Source organism: bacterium (assembly GCA_030685015.1).
Classification (GTDB): Bacteria; CAIWAD01; CAIWAD01; order CAIWAD01; family CAIWAD01; genus CAIWAD01.
In genome coordinates this window covers 1-20,132 of record JAUXWS010000061.1, presented here as the reverse complement: position 1 = coordinate 20,132, position 20,132 = coordinate 1, and the positions used below count along the sequence as shown (strand labels likewise).

Here is a 20,132-nt window from a genome sequence, read left to right as displayed (position 1 = left end):
CCGCATCGGAGAAAGCCACGCACGTCGTCCTGCGGCACCAAGGGCGCGCGGATGTCCAGCAGCCTGTTGCCGCGGACGACGCCTCGCGCCGCGGCTGAAACCACCGTCAGGAGTTCGAAAGGACAGAAGTGTAGGGGTCGGTCCCCACGTGGTTCGCCTGGCCGGGGCAGGACGACGTCGACACCCCGGACCTGCCGATGGTCGCAGGATGGCGGCGCGGCGCGCGGGTGGGATGTGGGTGTGCATGGGCAAGGCGGGTCGGGCAAGATCATCGAGCGGAGGCGGCTCAGGCCGCGTTCAGGCAGCTCTCCTGTTCGACCAGGGGGCGCTTGCGGGCATAGCGGGCCCGGTTGGCCAGGACCTGCTTGAGCAGATCGTCCACGTTGGCCCGGATTTCCGCGACGCGTTCCTCCCCCAGGATCAATACCGCATCTTCAATAGCGGACATGGACACCCCCCCTGTCAGGCCTGTGTGTGGCAGATGGTCAAACCGTTCGATTTTGCTTGAATGCGGGGCGAGAGTACCATCCGGCCACCGGCCGCGCAAGGTTTTTCTCAAGCTGGATGAATTTTTCCAAAGCTGAGTCAGCTTTGGAAAATCGCAACAACTTGGCGTCGGTTCGCTCCAGTACTAGATTTGACGCATATTCCGCAGAACGAATGCAACAGAGGATGGTGGCGCGATGACGGGGGAGCAGCTTCAACCCGCACGGCCGGATCGGCCGGCCGCCCCCGCGGCCGTGGCCACCCTGGCGCGTCCGCCCTTCTTGGACGACGAGCTGACCTGGTTGAAGGGAGTGGGGCCACGCAAGGCGGAAGTCCTGGCCCGCCATGGGCTTCGCATCGTAGAAGACCTGCTCCACTTCTATCCCCGCCGCTATCTGGACCGCACCAGCGTGACGCGCATCGCCGACCTGCGGACGGAGATGGGAGAGATCACGGTGGTGGGCCGCCTCCTCACCGTGCAGGTGAAGGGCTTCGCCAAAGGCCAACGCTGCGAAGCGGTCCTGGCGGACGGCAGCGGGCGCATGACCCTCGTCTGGTTCAACCGGGTGGCCTGGGTGCAGAAATTCCTGCAGGCGGGGGACGTCATCGCCGCCAGCGCCAAACCCTCCTTCTACCGCGGCTGGCAGTTCCAGCACCCCGCCGTGGAAAAGCTGGCCATCGACGAGACGGAGGTGGATCCCGACGCGCCCTCCCAGGCCCCGGAGGATCTCAACTACCAGGGCCAGGTGGTGCCCATCTATCCGGGCAGCGAGGAGTTGCGCCGCGCCTGGCTGGATAGTCGCGCCCTCTCGCGCATCATCCGTGGCCTCTTCCAGCGTCACCGCGTGGAGCCGGCCGATCCCCTGCCGCCCGCCCTGCGCCGCCGCTTCGGTCTGGTGGACCTGGCCTCGGCGCTGCGCGAGGTGCACCTCGGCCGATCGATGGAGGATGTGGAGCGGGCCCGCCACCGCCTCAAGTTCGAGGAGTTCTTCCTGCTGGAGCTGATGCTGGCCTGGCGCAAGGCGACGATCGGACGCGCCGAGAAGGGCCTCCAGTTCGATCGCGACAGCGGGTTGGTGGACCGCCTGCTGGACTCGCTGCCCTTCCGGTTGACGGCGGGCCAGCGCCGCGCCGTGGACGAGATCTTCCGCGACATGCGCTCGCCCCATCCCATGAATCGCCTGCTCCAGGGCGACGTGGGCTGCGGCAAGACCCTTGTCGCCCTCTGCGCCATGCTGCTCTGCGTGGACAACGGCCACCAGGCCGCCCTCATGGCGCCCACCGAGATCCTGGCCGAGCAGCATGCCCGCACCCTCATCCGGCTGGCGGAGCCACTGGGGCTGCGCGTGGCCCTGCTCACCGGCTCGCGCCTGGCGGCGGCCCGGCGGCGGGCCTTGCAGGAGACGGCCTCCGGCCTGGCCCACCTGGTGGTGGGGACGCACGCCCTCATCCAGGACGAGGTCGCGTTCGCCGACCTGGGCCTCGCCATCATCGACGAACAGCACCGCTTCGGCGTGGAGCAGCGGGCCCGCCTGCGCCGCAAGGCTCCCGTCCTCGACACCCTGGTGATGACGGCCACGCCCATTCCCCGCACGCTGGCCATTGTCGGTTACGGCGACATGGACCTCTCGGTCATCCGCGAGCTGCCGCCCGGCCGCCTGCCCGTCACCACCGTCTGGCGTCGCGAGAACAAGCGCCCGGAGATCTTCCGCTTCGTGCGGGAACAGGTGGACAAGGGCGCCCAGGCCTACGTCGTCTATCCCCTGGTCGAGGAGAGCGAGAAGCTGGACCTGCGCGCCGCCGAGGAGGCCTGCGCCGAATTGCAGGCGGACTGGCTGGCCGGCTTGCCCGTCGGCCTGCTCCACGGCCGGATGAAAGCGGCGGAGAAGGAGGCGGTGATGCGCTCCTTCCTGGAGGGCGGCCTGCGCGTGCTCGTCTCCACCACCGTGATCGAGGTGGGCGTGGACAACCCGCGGGCCACCATCATGGTCGTCGAACAGGCGGAGCGCTTCGGGCTGGCGCAGCTCCATCAGCTGCGGGGCCGCGTGGGGCGGGGCGCGGACAAGTCCTGGTGCGTGCTGGTGGCGGGCAAAGCCCTCTCCAACGAAGGGCGAGAACGCCTGGAGACGATGGCCGCCACCCAGGATGGTTTCGTCATCGCCGAGGCCGACCTGCGCATGCGCGGCACGGGCGACTTCTTCGGCACGCGGCAGAGCGGCCTGCCCGAGTTCCGCATCGCCGACCTCCTGCGCGACACGGAGCTGCTCATCCAGGCGCGGGACGCCGCCTTCCAGCTGGTCGAGGAGGATCCGGGCCTGAGCCAGGCGCCCGTCCTGCGCGAGCACCTGCACACCACCTACGCCGACCGGCTGGCCCGGGTGGAGGACTGATGCCCCCGCCCTCCGCGCTGCCGCTGCTGGCCGACGTGGCCCTGCCCCTGCCCGTGCCGCGTCTCTACTCCTACGCCGTCCCCGACGAGTTCGCCGCCGACCTGGCCGTCGGCTCGCGCGTGCTGGTGCCCCTGGGCGGCCAGCGTCTGATCGGTTACGTGGCCGCCGTGGCGCGGCGGGAGCCGCCCCCCGGCCTCAAGCCCGTGCTCGACCTCATCGACGAGACGCCCCTGCTCGACGAGGGCCTGGTCGCCTTCGCGGCCCGCCTGGCCGAGTACTACCTGTGCAGCACGGGCGAGGTGCTGAAGGCGGCCTTGCCCCCCGGCATCAACGGCACGGTGCGCTGCTGGCTGGAGGAGCAGGCCGATCCCGCCCTGCGCCGGCCCCTTCGACTTACGCCGCGCCGCGAGGCCATCCTGCGGCTGGTCCGCGAGCGCGGCACTGTCAGCCGTTCCTGGCTGGCCCAGGAGATGGGCGGCGCCTTTCATCACGACCTCAACCAGCTCATCGCCGCCGGCCACCTGGTCCGTCGCGACGCCCTGGACGGCGAACGGCGCCGGGCCCCCACCCGCCGCGTCCTGGGCCTGGTCCACCCGGCCGGCACGCCCGAGTTCCGCGCCCAGCTGGCCGAGCGCGAACGGCGCGCCCCGCGCCAGGCGGCGCTCATGCTGCTGCTGGGCGGCACCGGGGATGGCCGCCTCGAGCGGTCCGAGGTGCTGGCCCAGGGCTGGACCCCGGCCGTGATCCGCTCCCTGGCGCAAGGCGGCGTCCTGCGCGAGGACGAGGAGGAGGCGGAGCCTTCCGCCTCGGGCTACGACCTGGACGCCAGCGTGCGCGACATCATCCTCACGGATGAGCAGGAACAGGTGGCGGCGGCGGTGGTGCCCTGTCTGCCCGGTCCCGGACGGCGGCCGGGCCGCTTTCAACCTTTCCTGCTGAGGGGCGTGACGGGCAGCGGCAAGACCCAGGTCTATCTCGAGCTGGCCCGGCGCACGCGGGCAGCGGGCGGCGGCGTGCTGGTCCTGGTGCCGGAGATCGCCCTCACCCCGCAGATCGTGGCTCGTTTCCAGGGCTACCTCGGCCAGGATGTGGCCGTCATCCACAGCCAGCTCTCGGGCGCGCAGCGTTTCGCCATCTGGCGGGCCCTGCGCGAAGGCTCCATCCGCGTGGTGGTGGGCGCCCGCAGCGCCCTCTTCGCCCCCATCCGCCGCCTGGGACTCATCGTGGTGGACGAGGAGCACGAGAGTTCCTTCAAGCAGGCGGAGCCGGCGCCCCGCTACCATGCCCGCGACGCCGCCGTGCTGCGTGCCCAGCAACTGGGCATCCCCATTCTCATGGGCAGCGCCACGCCCTCCCTGGAATCCTGGTGGAACGTGCGCCAGGGCCGCTATCAGCTGCTGGAGCTTCCCCGCCGGGTGGCGGACCGCCCCCTGCCTCCGGTGGAGCTGGTGGACATGAAGGCCGAGCGCGACCAGCTGGCCGGCCGCGGCCGCACCCAGCGCAACTTCAGCGGCGTGCTGGTGGAGGCGCTGCTGGCGGCGCGGGCGGCGGGACGGCAGACCATCCTCCTCCAGAACAGGCGCGGCCACTCGCCCTGGCTGCAATGCCCGGCCTGCGGCGAGGTGCTGCACTGCCCCCGCTGCGATGTCTCGCTCGTCTGGCACCGCAGCACGGGCCAATGCCATTGCCATCTCTGCGGCCTGGAACTGCCCACCCCCGAGGCCTGTCCAGCCTGCCGCGGCGCCGAGCTGGGCTTCCTGGGGGCCGGCACGCAAAAGATCGAGGAGGAGCTGGCCGAGCTGCTGCCCGATGTCCGCCTGCTGCGCATGGATCGCGACACCACGCGGCGCCGCGGCGCCTACATCCGCATGGTGCGGGATTTCAACGAGGGCCGCTTCGAGGTCCTGCTGGGCACGCAGGGCGTGGCCAAGGGGCTGGATTTCACGGGCGTGACCCTGGCCGGGGTCATCCAGGCCGACACCGAGCTGAACCTGCAGGACTTCCGGGCGCGGGAATGGGGTTTCCAGCTGGTCAGCCAACTGGCGGGGCGGGCCGGCCGCGGCGAACTGCCCGGCCGCGTCGTGGTGCAGACCATGACGCCCGACCATCCCGTCCTGCGGCAGGCCGCCGCCCATGACTACCTTGGCTTCGCCGACGAGGAGCTGGAGGTGCGCCACCAGTCCGGCTACCCGCCCTTCACGCGACTTTGCCGGCTGCTTGTCAAATCCGCCGACGAGGTCCTGGCCGAACGGGCCTGTCGGCGCCTCTACGACGAGGTGCCGCGTCCGGCCCGGGTGGGGGCGCTCAATCCTGGGCCGGCCCCGGTGCGCATGGTGCGGCGGGAGTACCGCTTCCACCTGCTCTTGCGCAGCCGGCGCGACCAGGACGCTGGCGGCCGCCGCTTGCGCGAGGCGGCGCTGGCCTGCCGCGAATACTTCAACAAAGCCCTGAAGGAGCGCGACCTGAGCTTGATCATCGACATGGACCCCCAGGGCGTGATGTGACGCGCCTAGCAGCCTATCTGGCTTGGGCCTTGGATGGGATTCGCGCCCAGATCGAGGCCGGTTGTTCGGAAATTTCGCAGGGCATGCTGGTGGTCTGTTCAAGAAACTTGCGGAAAATCCAGACCGATTGGGCCCAATCCGCAAGCGGATTGGGCTTGGCCGAAGCGAAGCTTCGGCAGGAAGCATGGCGTAAGCCATGCGACGACCGCCAAGTGGCCAAGTCCGACAGGCTGCTGGCCCCCATCCTTCTCCTGTGGCTGCTGCTGGCCCTGCCCGCGCCGGCGGCCCCGCCCGCCGCCGTGTTGGCAGGCCTGGACGCGCCGGTGGCGGCCGCCTTTGCCGAGCAGAACCTGGGCGACTTCCGCCTCTACTACCACCGGGTCGACCAGTCCTTCGCCGCCCATGTGGCGGGCGTGGTCCAGGCCAGCGAGCAGCGTCTGGCCGATGAGCTGGACCTGCGCAATTTCCGCGGCAGCCATATCGTGGTGGCCTGGGATCCCGCCCACTTCTACCGCCTGGCGGGCAGCGGCACGCCCCACTGGGCGGGCGCCGTGGCCAACCCGGAGCAAGGCCGCATCGTCCTCAAGAGTCCGCGCTGGGGCGATGTGGAGCGCAACGCCGGCGCCACCATCCGTCACGAGATGACCCACCTGGGCGTGGGCCGGCTGCGGCGCGGCAACTGGATCCCCGTCTGGCTCGAGGAGGGACTGGCCGTCCGCCTCTCCGGCCTGCCCTACGGCATCCGCCCGGACGGGGCGGGGATCAGCCTCTCCAAGGCCATCACGACAGGATCCCTCATTCCTCTGACGCAGCTGGACAACCTGCACTCCTTTAGCAGCCAGCAGGCGGAGCTGGCCTACATGGAGGCCGAGAGCGCCGTGCGCTTCTTCCTGGAGCGCCACGGCCGGGTCGCCCTGGTCCACATGCTGACCCTGGTCGGGCGCGGCACAGGCTTCAACGAGGCCTTCGACCAGGCCACCGGCGGCGGCTACTACCGCTTCGAGAGCGATTGGCAGGACTGGTTGAAAAGTCAGCGCGGCCTTTACTTCCTGATGGACTTCTCCAGTTGGGTGTGGGGCGGCATCATCGTTTTGGCGGGGGTCGTCTGGTGGATTCGGCGCCGTCGGGCCAGGCGCATCCTGGACCGCTGGTCCCGCGAGGCCGAGGAGGAGGACGACGACGAATTCCTGGTGTAGCCCGGACTTGTTCAGCAACCACGTGCCCTGAGGATCACTTCACCGATGACCGCCTTTCTTTTCATCCTTGGCCTCGTGCTGCTGGTGGCGGGAGCCGAGCTGCTGGTGCGCGGCGCCTCCACGCTGGCGGCGCGGCTGGGCCTCTCCCCCCTGATGATCGGCTTGACCGTCGTCGCCTTCGGCACCAGCTCGCCGGAACTGGCGGTGAGCCTGAAGGCGGCCCTGGGCGGCTCCGCCAGCGTCGACCTGGTGCTGGGCAATGTGGTGGGCAGCAACATCCTCAACGTGCTGGTGGTGCTGGGCCTGGCCGCCCTCATCACGCCGCTGGTGGTGACCCGCCTGCTGGTGCGGGTGGATGTTCCCATCATGATCGGCGTCTCGATCCTGCTTGTCCTGCTCTCGCTGGACGGCCGCATCGGGCGCCTGGACGGGCTGCTCCTGACCCTGGGCATGCTGGCCTATTCGGCCTTGGCCTATCGGCTGGGCAAGGCCGATGAAAGGCCCGAGGCCGCGCCCCTGACGCCGGCCGACGCCCACCCCCCCGCCACATCCCGCGGCTGGCTCATCCCCCTTCTCACCACCCTGACCGGTCTGGCGCTGCTTGTGCTGGGCTCCCACTGGCTGGTGCAGGGGGCCATGGCCCTGGCGCAGCGGCTGGGCATCAGCCAGATGGTGATCGGACTCACCGTCGTCGCCATCGGCACCTCCCTGCCTGAAATCGCCACCGCCATCATGGCCACCCTGCGTGGCCAGCGGGACATCGCCGTGGGGGGCGTGGTGGGCAGCAACATCGCCAACATCCTGGGCGTGCTGGGACCCAGCGCCGTCGTCGCCGGAGGGGGCATCCCCGTACCCGCCATCCTTTTCCAACTGGATTACCCCCTGCTCTTGGTGGCAGCTGCCGCCTGCCTGCCTGTCTTTTTCACCGAACATACCATTACAAGGCTAGAGGGAGTAGGTTTACTTGTTTTGTACTTAATTTACACAGTCCTGCTAGTGCTGCACACAATTCAACATGCGGCCTTTGGGCCAAGCCATCGCATCTTCTTTTTGTTCGTCATTCCGGCCATGGCCCTGCCCCTTCTGTTCCAAGCCTGGCGGCAACGAGGGCCATCCCATTGATCGTCTTCCTTATCACATCAAGCGCCGCACGAATTGGAATGGGAAGGCCGACCTGGACACAGCGCCCGGTCGCTCGCGAGAATTCTTAGAAAACCCTTGCATCTTAGCTTTGCAGCCCCTAGATTTGCCCTCGAATTAGCAATCAAACCCACCTCCTTCTCCAGAAGCCGAAACAAATGGTGTCACGCGACACGTGTGTCCACTGCCTCCGCGCAGGGATCCCGGGTCGCCAATAAGACGAAGGGGGTTTCTGATGAAGAGGTTCGCAACACTGCTTACTGTCTCGATCACCATGGCGGCCGTCGCTTTGGCCGGTCATCCGGTGGTCGAGCCTGACACGGGCGGGGACGTGGGGTTCCCTTTCCACCCGGGTCAGTACATGGCCGCCACCCTTGACGCCGGCTGCGTGTGGACGGAGTGCTTCTGCACCAGCGACGCCACCCACAGCGGCAGCGAGTGGCCCAGCACGGGTGATCCGTCGGTCATTGGCGCCTATGATGTCCTGCGCATGAACCGCACCGCCGGTTCGGGCTTCAACGCCAAGACTTATGTGCAGAGTCCTGCCAGCTATGACTGGACTGGCCGCACCCTCGACGTCACCTTCTACTTCGCCGTGCAGGAGGCCGCCGACGCCTTGGGCTTCTACCTGACGCCCGCCTCCATGGACGCCGCCACCTTCGCCACCCTGACCCCTATCGCGGCCGCCGGCCTCTCTTTCATCATCGACCGCACGCCCGCCGGCGCCACGCTGGATGTCTATGAGGACGGTGCCTTTGTCACCAGCGGCGCACTGCCGATCTACGACCAGAACTTCCACCTGATCCGCATCCGCTACGACGATTTCACAAACGCCGTGAAGGTCACCCTCTTCGAAATGCTTGCGGAAGAGGTGATTGTGCCCTGGACGGCCGTGGGCGGCCTGACGGGCGGTTGGATCGGTTTTGGCGGCTTTGTTCCCGCCGCGACCGGCGCCTACCAGTACATCGATGACATCTGTGCCTGCGTGATCGACGACAATGGCGACGAGGTGACGGCGGATGAGCTGCCCATGGACTTCACCCTGGGCCAGAACTACCCGAACCCCTTCAACCCCACCACGACGATCTCCTTCACCATGCCGGAGACCGGCGTGGCCAGCCTGAAGGTTTTCGATTTGGCCGGTCGTGAGGTGGCCTCCCTGGTGAACGGCCTGACCTCCCGCGGCAACCACAACGTGGTCTTCGATGCCTCCGGTCTCACCTCGGGCGTGTACTTCTACACTTTCGAGGGCGCCGGTGTCACCGACACCCGCAAGATGGTGCTGGTGAAGTAAGTCTATTAACTGGACCGGGCCTCTTGCGAGGCCCGGTCTTTTCTCTCCCTGCCCCTGATTGATGCAGGACAACGGCTCCAGCCTCCCCTGATTGCATCCCCAACGTACTCATAGCCCGGCCCCTGCTTGCAGGCGTCGGGCTTTTCTTGATTGATGCGGGGTCAGGCCTTGGCCGCCCAGGGCCGGGCGCGGAAGGGCAGGCCACCAGCCACGAGTTCCTCGCGCAGCTTGCCCTGGCTCCAGAGGATGCGATCGCGGGCCACCTGGAAGAGCGTCTCCAGGTCCCGGCGCAGCTCCGGCCCTTCGAGGACGCCCAGGGCCCGGGCGATGGCCTCCAGGGTGGACAGCTTGTCCGGATGCGGCGAGTGGCGCAGGCGGTAGGCGGATGGCTCCTCCAGGCCCAGGCGGACCCGGGGCAGGGGACGCAGCTCCGGCTGGCGCAGGGGAATCTTGCGGGCCAGGTTCCAGGTGCCGTCGGGCACGATGAGAGTGACCGGGCGGTCGTCGCGGGCGACGTAGGCCTCATCCAGCAGCTCGGCCTCCGGACTGGGAAAGAGCAGGAGCAGGCGGCGCGCCGGATCGATCAAGCGGGACAGGTCAAGGCTTTGATCAGGCCGGCCGCGCAGAAGGATCTCCGCATGCTCCAGCGCGCTCAGGGCGAGGCGGCCGGTGTTGCTCTGCCGGCGGGCCTCGATGTGGTGCATGATCAGAACCAGCCGGGTGCGCGTCATCCGGCGCGGCACCACCTGACAGACGCAAAGGTCGGCCAGCATGCGGCAGTGCCGACAGGACTGGCCGACGTTGAGGGCGGGCGGGCGACGGGGCGGGCGGGACACTCTTCCACCGTCGTCCGGCATGTGGTCACTGGTTCTCGTAGCGTTCCACTTCGTCGTTCTGCACGACCAGGTCCACTCCCGCCATCTGGAACAACTCCCTTGTCTCGCCGGCGGCGTGATAGCGGCGCTCCGCCACCACACGCCGGATACCGCAGCTGATGATGAGGAGAGCGCAGGTGCGGCAGGGTTCCATCGTGCAATAGAGGGTGGCGCCGTCCAGGGCCGTGCCGTGGCGCGCCGCCTGGCAGATGGCGTTCTGCTCGGCGTGGATGGTGCGCACGCAGTGGCGGGAAACCTGTCCGTCGTCATCCACCAGCTGCTTCATGAGGTGGCCCGCCTCGTCGCAGTGGGGCAGTCCGGGCGGGGATCCCACGTAGCCCGTGCAGATGATGCGCTTGTCGCGCACGATCAGGCAGCCGCTCTTCCCCCGGTCGCAGGTGGCGCGCTTGGCCACTTCCCGCACCAGGCCGATGAAGTACTCGTCCCAGCTGGGTCGCGACATGTCAGGCCTCCGCCAGGCTCTTGGAGACGATCTCGTAGGAATTGGCGGACAGCCCCTCCGTCGCGGCCAACCGTTCCAGCTGCTCCTTGAGCAGGGCGGCGCGCGCCGGCTCATGGCGGCGCCAGGACATGAGGGGCCGCACCATGCTGCTGCCCATGGTCGCGTTGAGCGCATCCACCTCCACCACCCGATCCGTGAAGAAGCGGTAGGCGCTTCCGTCCGCCTTGTGGAAGCGGGCCGGGTTGCGCGCGGCGAAGGTGCTGATGAGGGCGCGCACCTTGTTGGGGTTTTTGATGTCGAAGGCCGGATGTTGCATGAGAGCGCCGATGCGCTCCAGGGTGTCCTCCCGCCGCGCGACCGCCTGCACGGCGAACCAGGAGTTCATCACCACCGGATCCTGACCCCAGCGTGCGGCGAAGTCCGCCAGCGCCTCTTCGCGCTCGGGCCTGTGGCAGTGGGTCATGGCCGCCAGGGCGCCCATCGTGTCCGACATGCATTGCGCCCCGCGATACTGGCGCATGGCCAGACGAGCCGCTTCCTTCACCTCCGCCTCGCCCAGCAAGGCCAGGCAGGCGTTCTTGAGAGTCCGCTGCCCGGCGGAGCGTGGTTCTCGATCATAGGGACGGGCCGCCAGTTCACGTGCATAGCGCTCGTAGACGGCCATCAGCGCGTCGCCATGTGTCACGGCCAGCTGGCGGCGGTGCAGATCCAGGGCCTGGACCAGCGCCTCAACCGGCACCTCATCGTACTCCTGTTCCAGCACGGTGTAGCCCGGCAGTTGGAGGGCCAGGGCGATGAAGGCGGGATCCTGATCGGCGTCGGCCAGGGTGGCTCCCCAGGCCACAAGCATGATGGGATCCACCTCCGCGCCGCGCCCCTTCCGCAACCCTTCCACGGCGGCCAGCAGGGATCGGGTGTAGAGGGCCTGCCCTGCCTCCCAGCGGGCAAAGGCGTCCGAGTCCCTGGCCAGCAGGAAGCCCAGCTCCTCCCGGGCGGTCTCGCGCTCCACGCGGACCGGGGCGCTGAAGCCGCGCAGCAGGCTGAGGTGGGGGCGTGCCGTCAAGCCCGTGAAGGTGAAGCGGCGGCGCTCGTCGCGCAGCTCGAGCAGTCGCGTGCCGGCCGGCTGTGCATCCGCCTCCTCATGCAGGCGAGTGGGCAGCTCCCGGCCTTCCTTGTCCAGCAGGCCGATCGCCACGGGAATGTGCAGGGGACCGGCCTCGGCCCCCGCCGCCCAGCCCGGCACCTGCTGGGACAGCTCCAGGTGGAGCTCGCCCCCCGCGGGATCCCAGTTCTCGCGCACGGTGAGGCGGGGCGTGCCCACCTGCCGGTACCAGCGGCGGAACTGTCCCAGATCCCGCCCGGAGCCGTCCTCCAGCGCCTTGACGAAGTCCTCCGTCGTCACGGCCTGTCCGTCGTGGCGGGCGAAGTAGCAATCCATGCCCCGCCGCCAGCCCTCCGGACCAAGCAGCGTGTGCATCATGCGGATGACTTCGGCGCCCTTCTCGTAAACGGTGGCCGTGTAGAAGTTGTCGATCTTCTGGTAGCTGACGGGTTGGATGGGATGGGCCATGGGGCTGGCGTCCTCGGGGAACTGCCGGCCGCGCAGGAGCTGCACGGCCGAAATACGGCAGACGGCCCGCGAACCCATGTCGGCGGAGAACTCCTGGTCGCGGAAGACGGTCAACCCCTCCTTCAGCGTGATCTGGAACCAGTCCCGGCAGGTGATGCGATTCCCCGTCCAGTTGTGGAAGTACTCGTGGGCCACCACGCCTTCGATGCTGTCGAAGGTGTCGTCGGTGGTGGCCTCGGGCAGGGCCAGCACCAGCGAGCTGTTGAAGATGTTCAAGCCCTTGTTCTCCATGGCGCCCATGTTGAAGGCGTCCACGGCGACGATCATGAAGATATCCAGATCGTACTCGCGGCCGTAGGCCTGTTCGTCCCAGGCCATCGCCCGCTTGAGGGACTCCATGGCGAAGCCGCACTTGTGGACGTTGTGGGCCTCAGTGTAGATGCGCAGGGCCACGTCCCGGCCGCTGGCCGTGGTGAAACGATCCTCGATGTGTTCCAGCCGGCCGGCCACCATGGCAAAGAGGTAGCTCGGCTTGGGAAAGGGATCCGACCACCGCGCCCAGTGCCGGCCATCCTCCAGTTCTCCGCTGTCCTCCAGGTTGCCATTGGAGAGCAGGACCGGGCAGCGCTCCCGATCAGCCTGGATGGTGGTCGTGAACAGGCACATGACATCGGGCCGGTCCAGGAACCAGGTGATGTGGCGGAAGCCCTCCGCTTCACACTGGGTGCAAAAGATGCCGTCGGAAAGGTAAAGCCCCGACAACTCGGTGTTGGCGGCGGGATGGATGCGGGAGACCGTCTCCACCACATGCTCGCCGCGCAAACCGCTGATGATCAATTCGCCTTGCTCGACGCGCCAGGAGCCGGCGGGCGCCACGGCGCCATCCACGGCCACGCTGATCAAGTCCAAGGCCTCGCCCGCGAGGCGCAGCTCGGCCGGCGGCCGGCCAGGCCGGGGCGACAATTCAAGCCGGGCATGCACCAAGGCATGGTCGTCATACAGGTCGAACAGAAGATTTGCCGAATGTATCTGCCAACTTGAGGGATTATAATCCTTTAGCTGGATGTCGCGGGTTTGGCGAGCCATCGTGCGGCCTTTCTTACTATTGAAATCAGGTTGACCATCAACACTGTCAACCGACTGAAATTAGAATTTGTGGAGGAGATATAGAAAGCCCGGATTGCTCCGGGCTATTCTGCATGAGTCCGGCTGCCTACCCGACTCCACCGTTCCGCTCATGGTTCATGCACGAGGGAACCACCTGCTGCCGCAGGCCTTGACAAAGCTGATTCAGCTTGCTTAAGGCGAATCGTGTGCCAGTTTCAAACCTGTTAACAGTCAACAAGGCTTGTGCGGGTCAGCGGCTGGGAATTGCACAATTTGTGCAAGATCGGGCAGATCGTTCGGAACACATGGCTTCATCGCATGTGACGCGGATCACAACTGAACCGTTCATTTGCATCCGGTTGACATGTTGGGGGAAGGCCCGATTGATATCTTCGCGGTAGATGTCCCGGTCGCGGAGGGCCATCCTCCCGCTCAACCAGAAAAACCTAGGAGCAGCCCATGATGACCTGGATCTGGCTGGCCCTCGTGGTGGGCAGCGTCGTGGTGGGCGCCTTCACCGGTCGCCTGGACGAGGTGAGCAAGGCCGCCTTCGACATGGCCGGCGTGGCCGTGACCATCGCCCTTTCCCTCATCGGTGTCATGAGCCTGTGGCTGGGCCTGATGCGAGTCGCGGAGAAGGCGGGAATGATCCAATTGCTGGCCAAGGCAATCCGCCCCATCTTTCGCCGCCTCTTCCCGGACATTCCCGATGGTCATCCCGCGCTGGGCTCCATGCTGCTCAACATCAGCGCCAGCTGGCTGGGCTTGGGCAACGCCGCCACGCCCCTGGGCCTGAAAGCGATGGAGCAGCTGCAGGAACTCAATCCGCGCAAGGACACGGCCAGCAACAGCCAGGTGACCTTCCTGGCCATCAACACCGCCAGCATCACCCTTATCCCGACCACCATCATCGCCGTGCGGGCCGGCGCCGGCAGCGCCCAACCGGCGGAGATCGTGGGAACCACCCTGGTCGCCTCGGGCATCGCCACGGTGGTGGCCATCCTGGCCAGCCGCCTCTTGCCGCGCTTCTTCCCCATCCAGCCCGCCGAGCAAGGCGGGGAGGCGCGCCATGACGGTTGAGCTGCTCCGCCCGGCCATCGACGCCTTCTCACACGCCCTGGTGCCATTCCTTTTCGTCGCCATTCCCGTCTTCGCCGTGGCGCGCCGAGTCAAGCTCTACGAGGAGTTCATCGAAGGGGCCAAGGGCGGCTTCGAGGTGGCTCTGCGCATCATTCCCTACCTGGTGGCCATTCTGGTGGCCATCGGCATGTTTCGCGCCTCCGGCGCCCTGGATCTGTTGGCCGGCCTGCTGGCACCGCTCACGGCGGCCATCGGATTCCCGGTGGAGGCGCTCCCTGCCGCCCTGATGCGTCCCCTCTCCGGTTCGGGCAGCCTGGGCCTGGTCACCGAACTCATTCAGGTGCACGGCCCCGACTCCTTCATCGGCCGCTTGGCCAGCACCATGTACGGCTCCACCGAGACGACCTTCTACGTGCTGGCCGTCTACTTCGGTTCGGTGGGCATCCGCCGCACTCGCCATGCCCTGATCGCCGGCCTGCTGGCCGACGCCGCCGGCCTGCTGGCGGCGCTGTGGATCTGCCGCGTCATGTTCGGATAAGGGAAAGCGCCGGACCCCAAGTGGAATCCGGCGCCGATCTGCTTGCGGCCGGGCGCCTTAGTAGACGACCCGCACCTGATAGAAGCGCATGGTGCCCGCCCCGGAATGTTGGAAGGACGGTGTCGCCACTTCGCCCACCAGGAGCGGCGTGTCATCCCATGCCACTTCGCTGGCATAGATCTTGTAGGAAAGGGCGCCGGGCAGGGGACTCCAATCCAGGGTGGCCACGCCGTCCGACCAACTGATGGACAGGTCGTCCACCGGCGCTCCCACCACCGGCGCCACCAGGGCCAGGAGCCGGAAGTCATCCAGGTACCAGCCCTCTCGCACCGTGCCCACGTCCGTTCCGAAGAGCCAGCGGAATTGCACGGTGGAGGCGGCCGGCGGCACGACCGCGCTGAGCACGGTCCAGTCCGCGATGCCGCTGTAGAGGCGCACCGGGAAGCCCAGCCAGGCCCGCAGCGCGGCGGTGGCGGTGCCGCCACGCAGAGCATGCGAATAGGCCGGGGCCGGCAGGGCGTCCTGCCAGGGGCCGCCGTTCACGCTCATCTCCCACTTGCCGCCGTCGTAGCAGGAGTCCGGGTAGGCGCCGGAGGTCTCCGCGGCGATCCAGGATCGGATGGCGGCCGTGATCTCCGTCGCGCCGGCGGGCAGGGGCAGGGTCGGGCTGGTCAGGATGCCGCCTGCGTCATTGGCGTAGTTGCCCGTGCCCGTGCCGCCGAACTTCCAGCTGTGGCTGCCCTCGAAGGCGCGGGCGCTCTCCAGGTGCCACTGGTCGGTCAGGCCGCCGCCGCCCTCGTGGGTGAAGGCTGATGCTCCGTTGAAGCCGTCGGCGTGGATCCGGGTGTAGACCACCCGGCTGCCCACCGGTGTGGTGGCGCTGTTGACGTTCTCCGAGGCATCCACGGCCGTGACGCGGAACTCCAGGGTGGCGCCGCCCGTCTGGCCGGGAATCTGGGCCGACCAGACAAGTCCGCTCTGGGACATGGGCAGGGTCTGCCATTCGCCCTCCGCCAGACGCCAGTCAAGCGTCACGGAGGAGAGGCCGCTGGCGTCGGTGACGCGGGCCGCCACGGTCAGGGGCTGGCCGGCCAGGGCCAGGTCCGTCTCCAGCAGCAGGATGATGGGCGGGTAGAGGTCGTTGAAACCGGCCAAGGCGGCCAGCACCGCCTCGTAGGCGTCCACCGTGCCGTGGCCGTAGGTGTTGTCCTCGCCGGCCGATCCCCGGTCCACGGCCGTATCCATCAGGATCTGCTTGATGAGATCCACCTCCAGGTCCGGGTTGGCGCTGCGCATGAGAGCCACCACTCCCGCCACGTGCGGTCCGGCCATGGAGGTGCCGCTCATCACGGTGTAGCCGCCGTTGTTGTAGCAGCTGCGCGTGTCCACGCCGGGGGCCGAGACCTCCGGCTTCATGGCGAAGGCGCCGCCACAGCCGCTGGGCCCGCGCGAGGAGAAGCTGGCGATGGTGTAAGGGGAGAAGGCGCTGGTGGCGCCCACCGAGAAGCAATTGTAGGGCGTCAGGGCGCGATCCCCCGGGCTGCGCAGGGTGGTGCTGCCCGGACCCTCGTTGCCGGCGGACCAGGTGACGCAGACCCCCGCCGCCTCGCAGTTGTCAATGGCCGCCCACCAGCGGCTGTCACAATCGAAGTAGCCGCTGAAGCCTTCGTTGACGCCCCAGCTATTCTGCACCACGTCCGGCACGTCGTCGATGGTGTTCGGGTTGCCGTCAGGGTTGGCCATGAACTGGAAGGAGGCGATCACGGCGTTGTCGAAGGCCGCGCCCGTGCCCATGTTGATGCAGTTGCTGGCGATCCACTGCGCCCCTGGGGCCACGCCCACCTCGTCGCCGGGAGCGCCGCCCACCATCGTGCCCATGGTGTGGGTGCCGTGGCCATGCCCATCCTGCGGCGTGGTGTGGCCCAGGTTGGCCGCGTCGATCCAGCACTGGCTGGCGGGATGTCCGTTGTTGCCACGCCAGCGGGAACTCAGCGCCGTGTGTGTGCCGAGCACGCCGGTGTCGATGCCGCCCACCAGGGCGCCCGTGCCCGTGATGCCCAACTCGCTCCAGACCTGGGGAGCGCGCACGGCTGTCACGCCCGCCTCCGGCGTGCGCTGACCATTGCCACCGTCTTCCACCGGGCCTCCCTCGGGCAGGATGGGCTGGATCAGCTCCACCCGCAGATCGGGCTCCGCCACCGCCACGTCCTCCCGCGCCGCCAGCTGGCGCAGGATGGCCAGGGGAGCGCGCACAACCACGGCGTTGGTGATCCAATAAGGCGTGTAGCCTTCGACCTTGCCCGCGGCCTTGAGCTGCTCCAGCTCGGCCAGCAAGGCGGCCTGGGAGACTCCAGCCGTCTCCGTCAAACGCTCCACCACCTGCCGGTTGCGCTCGGCGCGCGTGACCCGGCGGGCGCTGAGTTCGGCGCTGAGGGTCGTGATGTCCGCCTGCTCGCGCATGGCCAGCAGCACGGTCATCGTCTCCCCACCGGGACGGTCGGCCACGAGACGCTCCAGACCCGGAGAGAATGTCCCCGCGGCGGCGACGCCGGCCGAGAGCAACATGACAGCAAGTTGTTTCATCGTGATCCCTTCCTGCTTGACGGCGGCCCGTCTTCACTTGTTCAGTTGGCAAGACATTTGATTGCCCCGCCCGATCCCGAAGGGAGGCGGCAGCGTCGCGCCAGCAGCCTGTCGGACTTGGCCACTTGGCGGTCTTCATCGCCCCAATCGGTCCGGATTTTCCGCAATTTTCTTGAACAGACCACCAGTATGCTCTGCGAAAATTCCGAAAAACTGGCCTCGATTTGGGCGCGAATCCCATCCAAGGCCCAAGCCCGACAGGCTGCTAGGTCTGCTGAAGCCGTGCGGCGGTTGGTTGGGCAATCGCGCCCCATTTTCCGCGCAAAGCCCGTGCCGGGTTGGTGAAAGGCCCCCCGCGACTGCTCGCGGGGGGCCTCACTTCATGGACCGGGGTGGCCGTCCCCCTCGATTACTTGGTCATCAGTTGCTCGGCCTCCGTGAGGCGGCGGGCCGTCGGATTGACGTGCACGGCCGCGGCCGCCGCGGCATCCTGGCGCGTGACCACCCGGTAGACCCTCGTCAACCCGGTGCCGGTGGACAGGTTGTGGCTGGTTCCCGTCGTGTTGGCCAGGAAGGTCCAGGTCCCGCCCATGGCGTTGGCCACATAGATGTCGTAGCTGGTGGCCACAGGGACCGCCGCCCAGGACAGCTGGGCCACGCCGGCGCCCAGGTAGGCGATGTTGAGGTCCACCGGCTCCAGCTCGTTGATGATCAAGGTGCCGGTGACGCACACATCGTCCACATACCAATACCAGTCATAGAGATCGTGGAACTCGAACATGAGCTTGACGTTGGACTGGCCGGCGGCCAGCGCCGTGATGTCATAGCTGAAGTCGCCTTCCACCACCACGTCGGGATCATCCGGTCCGGCATGCCATTCATCAATGGTGTGCGGCCAGGTGGCGCCGCCGTCCGTGGACAGCTTGACATATGCATCGGTCCAGTAGTTGCTGTAGCCATAGCGCAAATGCATCCAGAAATCAAGCTGAACGGTGGCCTGCCCGCTGCAATCGAAGACCGGGCTGATCAGGCCGGCGTGGTCTTCCTGGCTCGTGCTGCTGTACTGGATATAGGCGGCGTAGCTATTGTAGGTGGAGATCCCCCAATCGTTGCCACTGCCAAAGTTGACCGTCGTGAAGTCATCCAGACCGCCCGTTTCGAAATCCTGGCAGTATTCCAAACCGGTGGGGGCCAGGATGGTGAAGGTGATCACCGCCGTCTGCGCCGTGTTGCCGCCCGGGCTGGCGTCCACCGCCGTGATCTGGTAGTCGATCATGGTGCCGATGGGCCGCGGCCCGGGAATGTTGGCTGTGTAGAGCGGGCCGCCCGTCATGGCCACGTTGGTCCAGGCGCCGTTGTTGATGCGATAGGCCAGGGTGACCGAGGCGAGGCCGGCGTTGTCCGTGACCGTGGCGTTGACCACGTAGGGGCCGACCGCATCCTGCGTGTTGGTGAGCGGCACATGGACGATGACCGGCAGCGAGGTGTCCACCACCAGGAAGGTGTGCTGCGGCGTCTGCGCCTGATTGTTGTTGGGGCTGGCGTCCACCGCCGTGATCTGGTAATCCACCGTCGTGTTGAAGGGCTGGCCGGGGATGGCCGCCGTGTAGTTGGGTCCACCCGTCATGGCCACGTTGGTCCAGGTTCCGCCGTTGATGCGGTAGGCCAGGGTGACCGACGCCAGGCCGGACAGGTCGGTGACGTTGGCGTTCACGGTGTAGGGGCCAGCCGTGTTCTCCGTGTTGCCCAGCGCCGTGTGGATGATGGTGGGCGGCACCGTGTCGTCACCGGAGACGATCATCGTCACCGGGATGGTGATGGTCGGCGTGTCCGGGTCGTTGCAGGTGAAGTTCACCTGGCCCGTGAAGGTGCCGTAGGGGATCTCGGTGGCGTCGTAGTTGACCGTGAAGCCGCCGCTGCCGCCGGGCGCCACGCTGCCCGAGCCGGGCGCGAGGGTCAGCCAGGGGATGGTGGTGGCGAACTCGATGGCCAGGCCGTTGGCCAGGTAGGGCGCGTTGAACACCACCTGGAGGCCGTCCGTGCCCGCGCCGTTCTCGATGCCCACCGTGCAGCCCGTGGGGCTGGTCACGGTGAGGTACTGGAAGAGGATGCGCCCATTGGCGTGCAGGATGGCCTGGCAGGTCTGCAGATTGCTGGTGCCATAGATGGGCACGTTCGTCCACTGGACGATGAAGCGGTTGTTGGCGTTGTCCACATAGTACTTCAGCGAGCCGCCCGCATTGGGGTTGAGGTCGTCCCAGAACAGGGCGAGCATGTTGTTGGGCTCATTGGTGTTCGGAATGCCCTGGTTGGACAGGGAGTTGCTGGTGCTGGTGAAGCTGAGGAAGCCGTTGGTGCACACCCGGACCGTGGTGAAGTCGTTCCCGTAATAGGGGAATGTGAAGCCCAGGTTGTAGGGGCCGAAGTTGCTGTCGTCCGCCGGTCCGATGGTCGTGCCAATGCCGCTGATGTCAAACCAGTTGAAGGCAGGTCCGCCCGGCTCGTTGGAGTCCTTCCAGGAGTAGCCGAAGGCGTCGGGGCCGCCGGCGTCGCGCGCCACCTGGCCGGGCCGCGGGTCGACCTCGCCCTTGGCCAGCTCCAGGTGGGGCACCGTGGTCGCCGCCGTGAAGGTGGTCACGCTGGCGTTCCAGATGAGGGTGCCCTCGCCCGAGTTGGTGACGGTCACGGCGTCGGAATCCGTGCCGCCGGGGGGCAGGGTCTTGCTCAGGCTGGTTGGATTGACCGCCACGTCGGGATAGCTCACCGGGCCGAAGCCGTTCTCGTTGGAGCTGATGAGCAGGGCGATGGGCGCCGTCATGGGCGTGGCGTTGACGTCGTAGCTCCCGTTGTAGACGTACTGCAGGTATTGGGCGCCGCTGGGGCTGGTGATGCCCGTGGTGTGGCTC

General features: G+C 67.5%; 13 protein-coding genes. 7 read left to right on the top strand and 6 right to left on the bottom strand.

The window, feature by feature from the left end; all coding sequences use genetic code 11:
- Positions 1-286 precede the first annotated feature (286 nt).
- Positions 287-448, bottom strand: a complete 162-nt coding sequence (locus Q8O14_09025; GenBank protein ID MDP2360883.1) for a hypothetical protein — start codon at positions 446-448, stop codon at positions 287-289.
- Positions 449-683: 235 nt separating this feature from the next.
- Here Q8O14_09025 and recG point away from each other — a divergent pair, with 235 nt between their 5' ends.
- The 5 genes from recG (at position 684) to Q8O14_09000 (ending at position 9,010) form a co-directional block, all read left to right on the top strand.
- A complete protein-coding gene (recG, locus tag Q8O14_09020) occupies positions 684-2,876 on the top strand; it encodes an ATP-dependent DNA helicase RecG (GenBank protein ID MDP2360882.1) in 2,193 nt (730 codons plus the stop codon).
- Complete coding sequence (gene priA, locus Q8O14_09015) at positions 2,876-5,380, top strand: primosomal protein N' (GenBank protein MDP2360881.1); 2,505 nt, start codon at positions 2,876-2,878, stop codon at positions 5,378-5,380. The genes recG and priA overlap by 1 nt, the downstream gene beginning before the upstream one ends.
- 212 nt (positions 5,381-5,592) lie before the next feature.
- Positions 5,593-6,576, top strand: coding sequence for a hypothetical protein (locus Q8O14_09010; protein ID MDP2360880.1), 984 nt, complete (start codon positions 5,593-5,595; stop codon positions 6,574-6,576).
- Between the two features lie 45 nt (positions 6,577-6,621).
- The gene (locus Q8O14_09005) at positions 6,622-7,698 is read left to right on the top strand and encodes a calcium/sodium antiporter (GenBank protein ID MDP2360879.1); all 1,077 of its coding nucleotides are present in this window, start codon (positions 6,622-6,624) and stop codon (positions 7,696-7,698) included.
- 253 nt (positions 7,699-7,951) lie between these two features.
- Positions 7,952-9,010 (top strand): T9SS type A sorting domain-containing protein, encoded by a 1,059-nt coding sequence (locus Q8O14_09000; protein MDP2360878.1) that lies wholly within the window; start codon positions 7,952-7,954, stop codon positions 9,008-9,010.
- 161 nt (positions 9,011-9,171) lie between these two features.
- Here the strand turns inward: Q8O14_09000 and Q8O14_08995 are convergent, their stop codons facing one another.
- From Q8O14_08995 to pepN, 3 genes are read right to left on the bottom strand one after another with little or no spacing between them, the layout of a single operon-like run.
- On the bottom strand, positions 9,172-9,846 hold the full coding sequence (locus Q8O14_08995) for a tRNA-uridine aminocarboxypropyltransferase (GenBank protein MDP2360877.1): 675 nt from the start codon (positions 9,844-9,846) through the stop codon (positions 9,172-9,174).
- Positions 9,847-9,871: 25 nt separating this feature from the next.
- On the bottom strand, positions 9,872-10,348 hold the full coding sequence (locus tag Q8O14_08990) for a cytidine/deoxycytidylate deaminase family protein (protein MDP2360876.1): 477 nt from the start codon (positions 10,346-10,348) through the stop codon (positions 9,872-9,874).
- A 1-nt stretch (position 10,349) separates the two neighbouring features.
- Positions 10,350-13,004 (bottom strand): aminopeptidase N, encoded by a 2,655-nt coding sequence (gene pepN / locus Q8O14_08985; GenBank protein MDP2360875.1) that lies wholly within the window; start codon positions 13,002-13,004, stop codon positions 10,350-10,352.
- Positions 13,005-13,484: 480 nt separating this feature from the next.
- Here pepN and Q8O14_08980 point away from each other — a divergent pair, with 480 nt between their 5' ends.
- Both Q8O14_08980 and Q8O14_08975 read left to right on the top strand, forming a co-directional pair.
- A complete protein-coding gene (locus Q8O14_08980) occupies positions 13,485-14,105 on the top strand; it encodes a nucleoside recognition domain-containing protein (protein ID MDP2360874.1) in 621 nt (206 codons plus the stop codon).
- Positions 14,095-14,643, top strand: a complete 549-nt coding sequence (locus Q8O14_08975; protein ID MDP2360873.1) for a nucleoside recognition domain-containing protein — start codon at positions 14,095-14,097, stop codon at positions 14,641-14,643. Before Q8O14_08980 ends, Q8O14_08975 begins: the two co-directional genes overlap by 11 nt.
- 57 nt (positions 14,644-14,700) lie before the next feature.
- Here Q8O14_08975 and Q8O14_08970 read toward each other — a convergent pair whose 3' ends face one another.
- Complete coding sequence (locus Q8O14_08970; protein ID MDP2360872.1) at positions 14,701-17,226, bottom strand: S8 family serine peptidase; 2,526 nt, start codon at positions 17,224-17,226, stop codon at positions 14,701-14,703.
- A gap of 409 nt (positions 17,227-17,635) precedes the next feature.
- Positions 17,636-20,132: hypothetical protein (locus tag Q8O14_08965; GenBank protein ID MDP2360871.1), on the bottom strand; the 2,497-nt coding region annotated here is incomplete at its 5' end.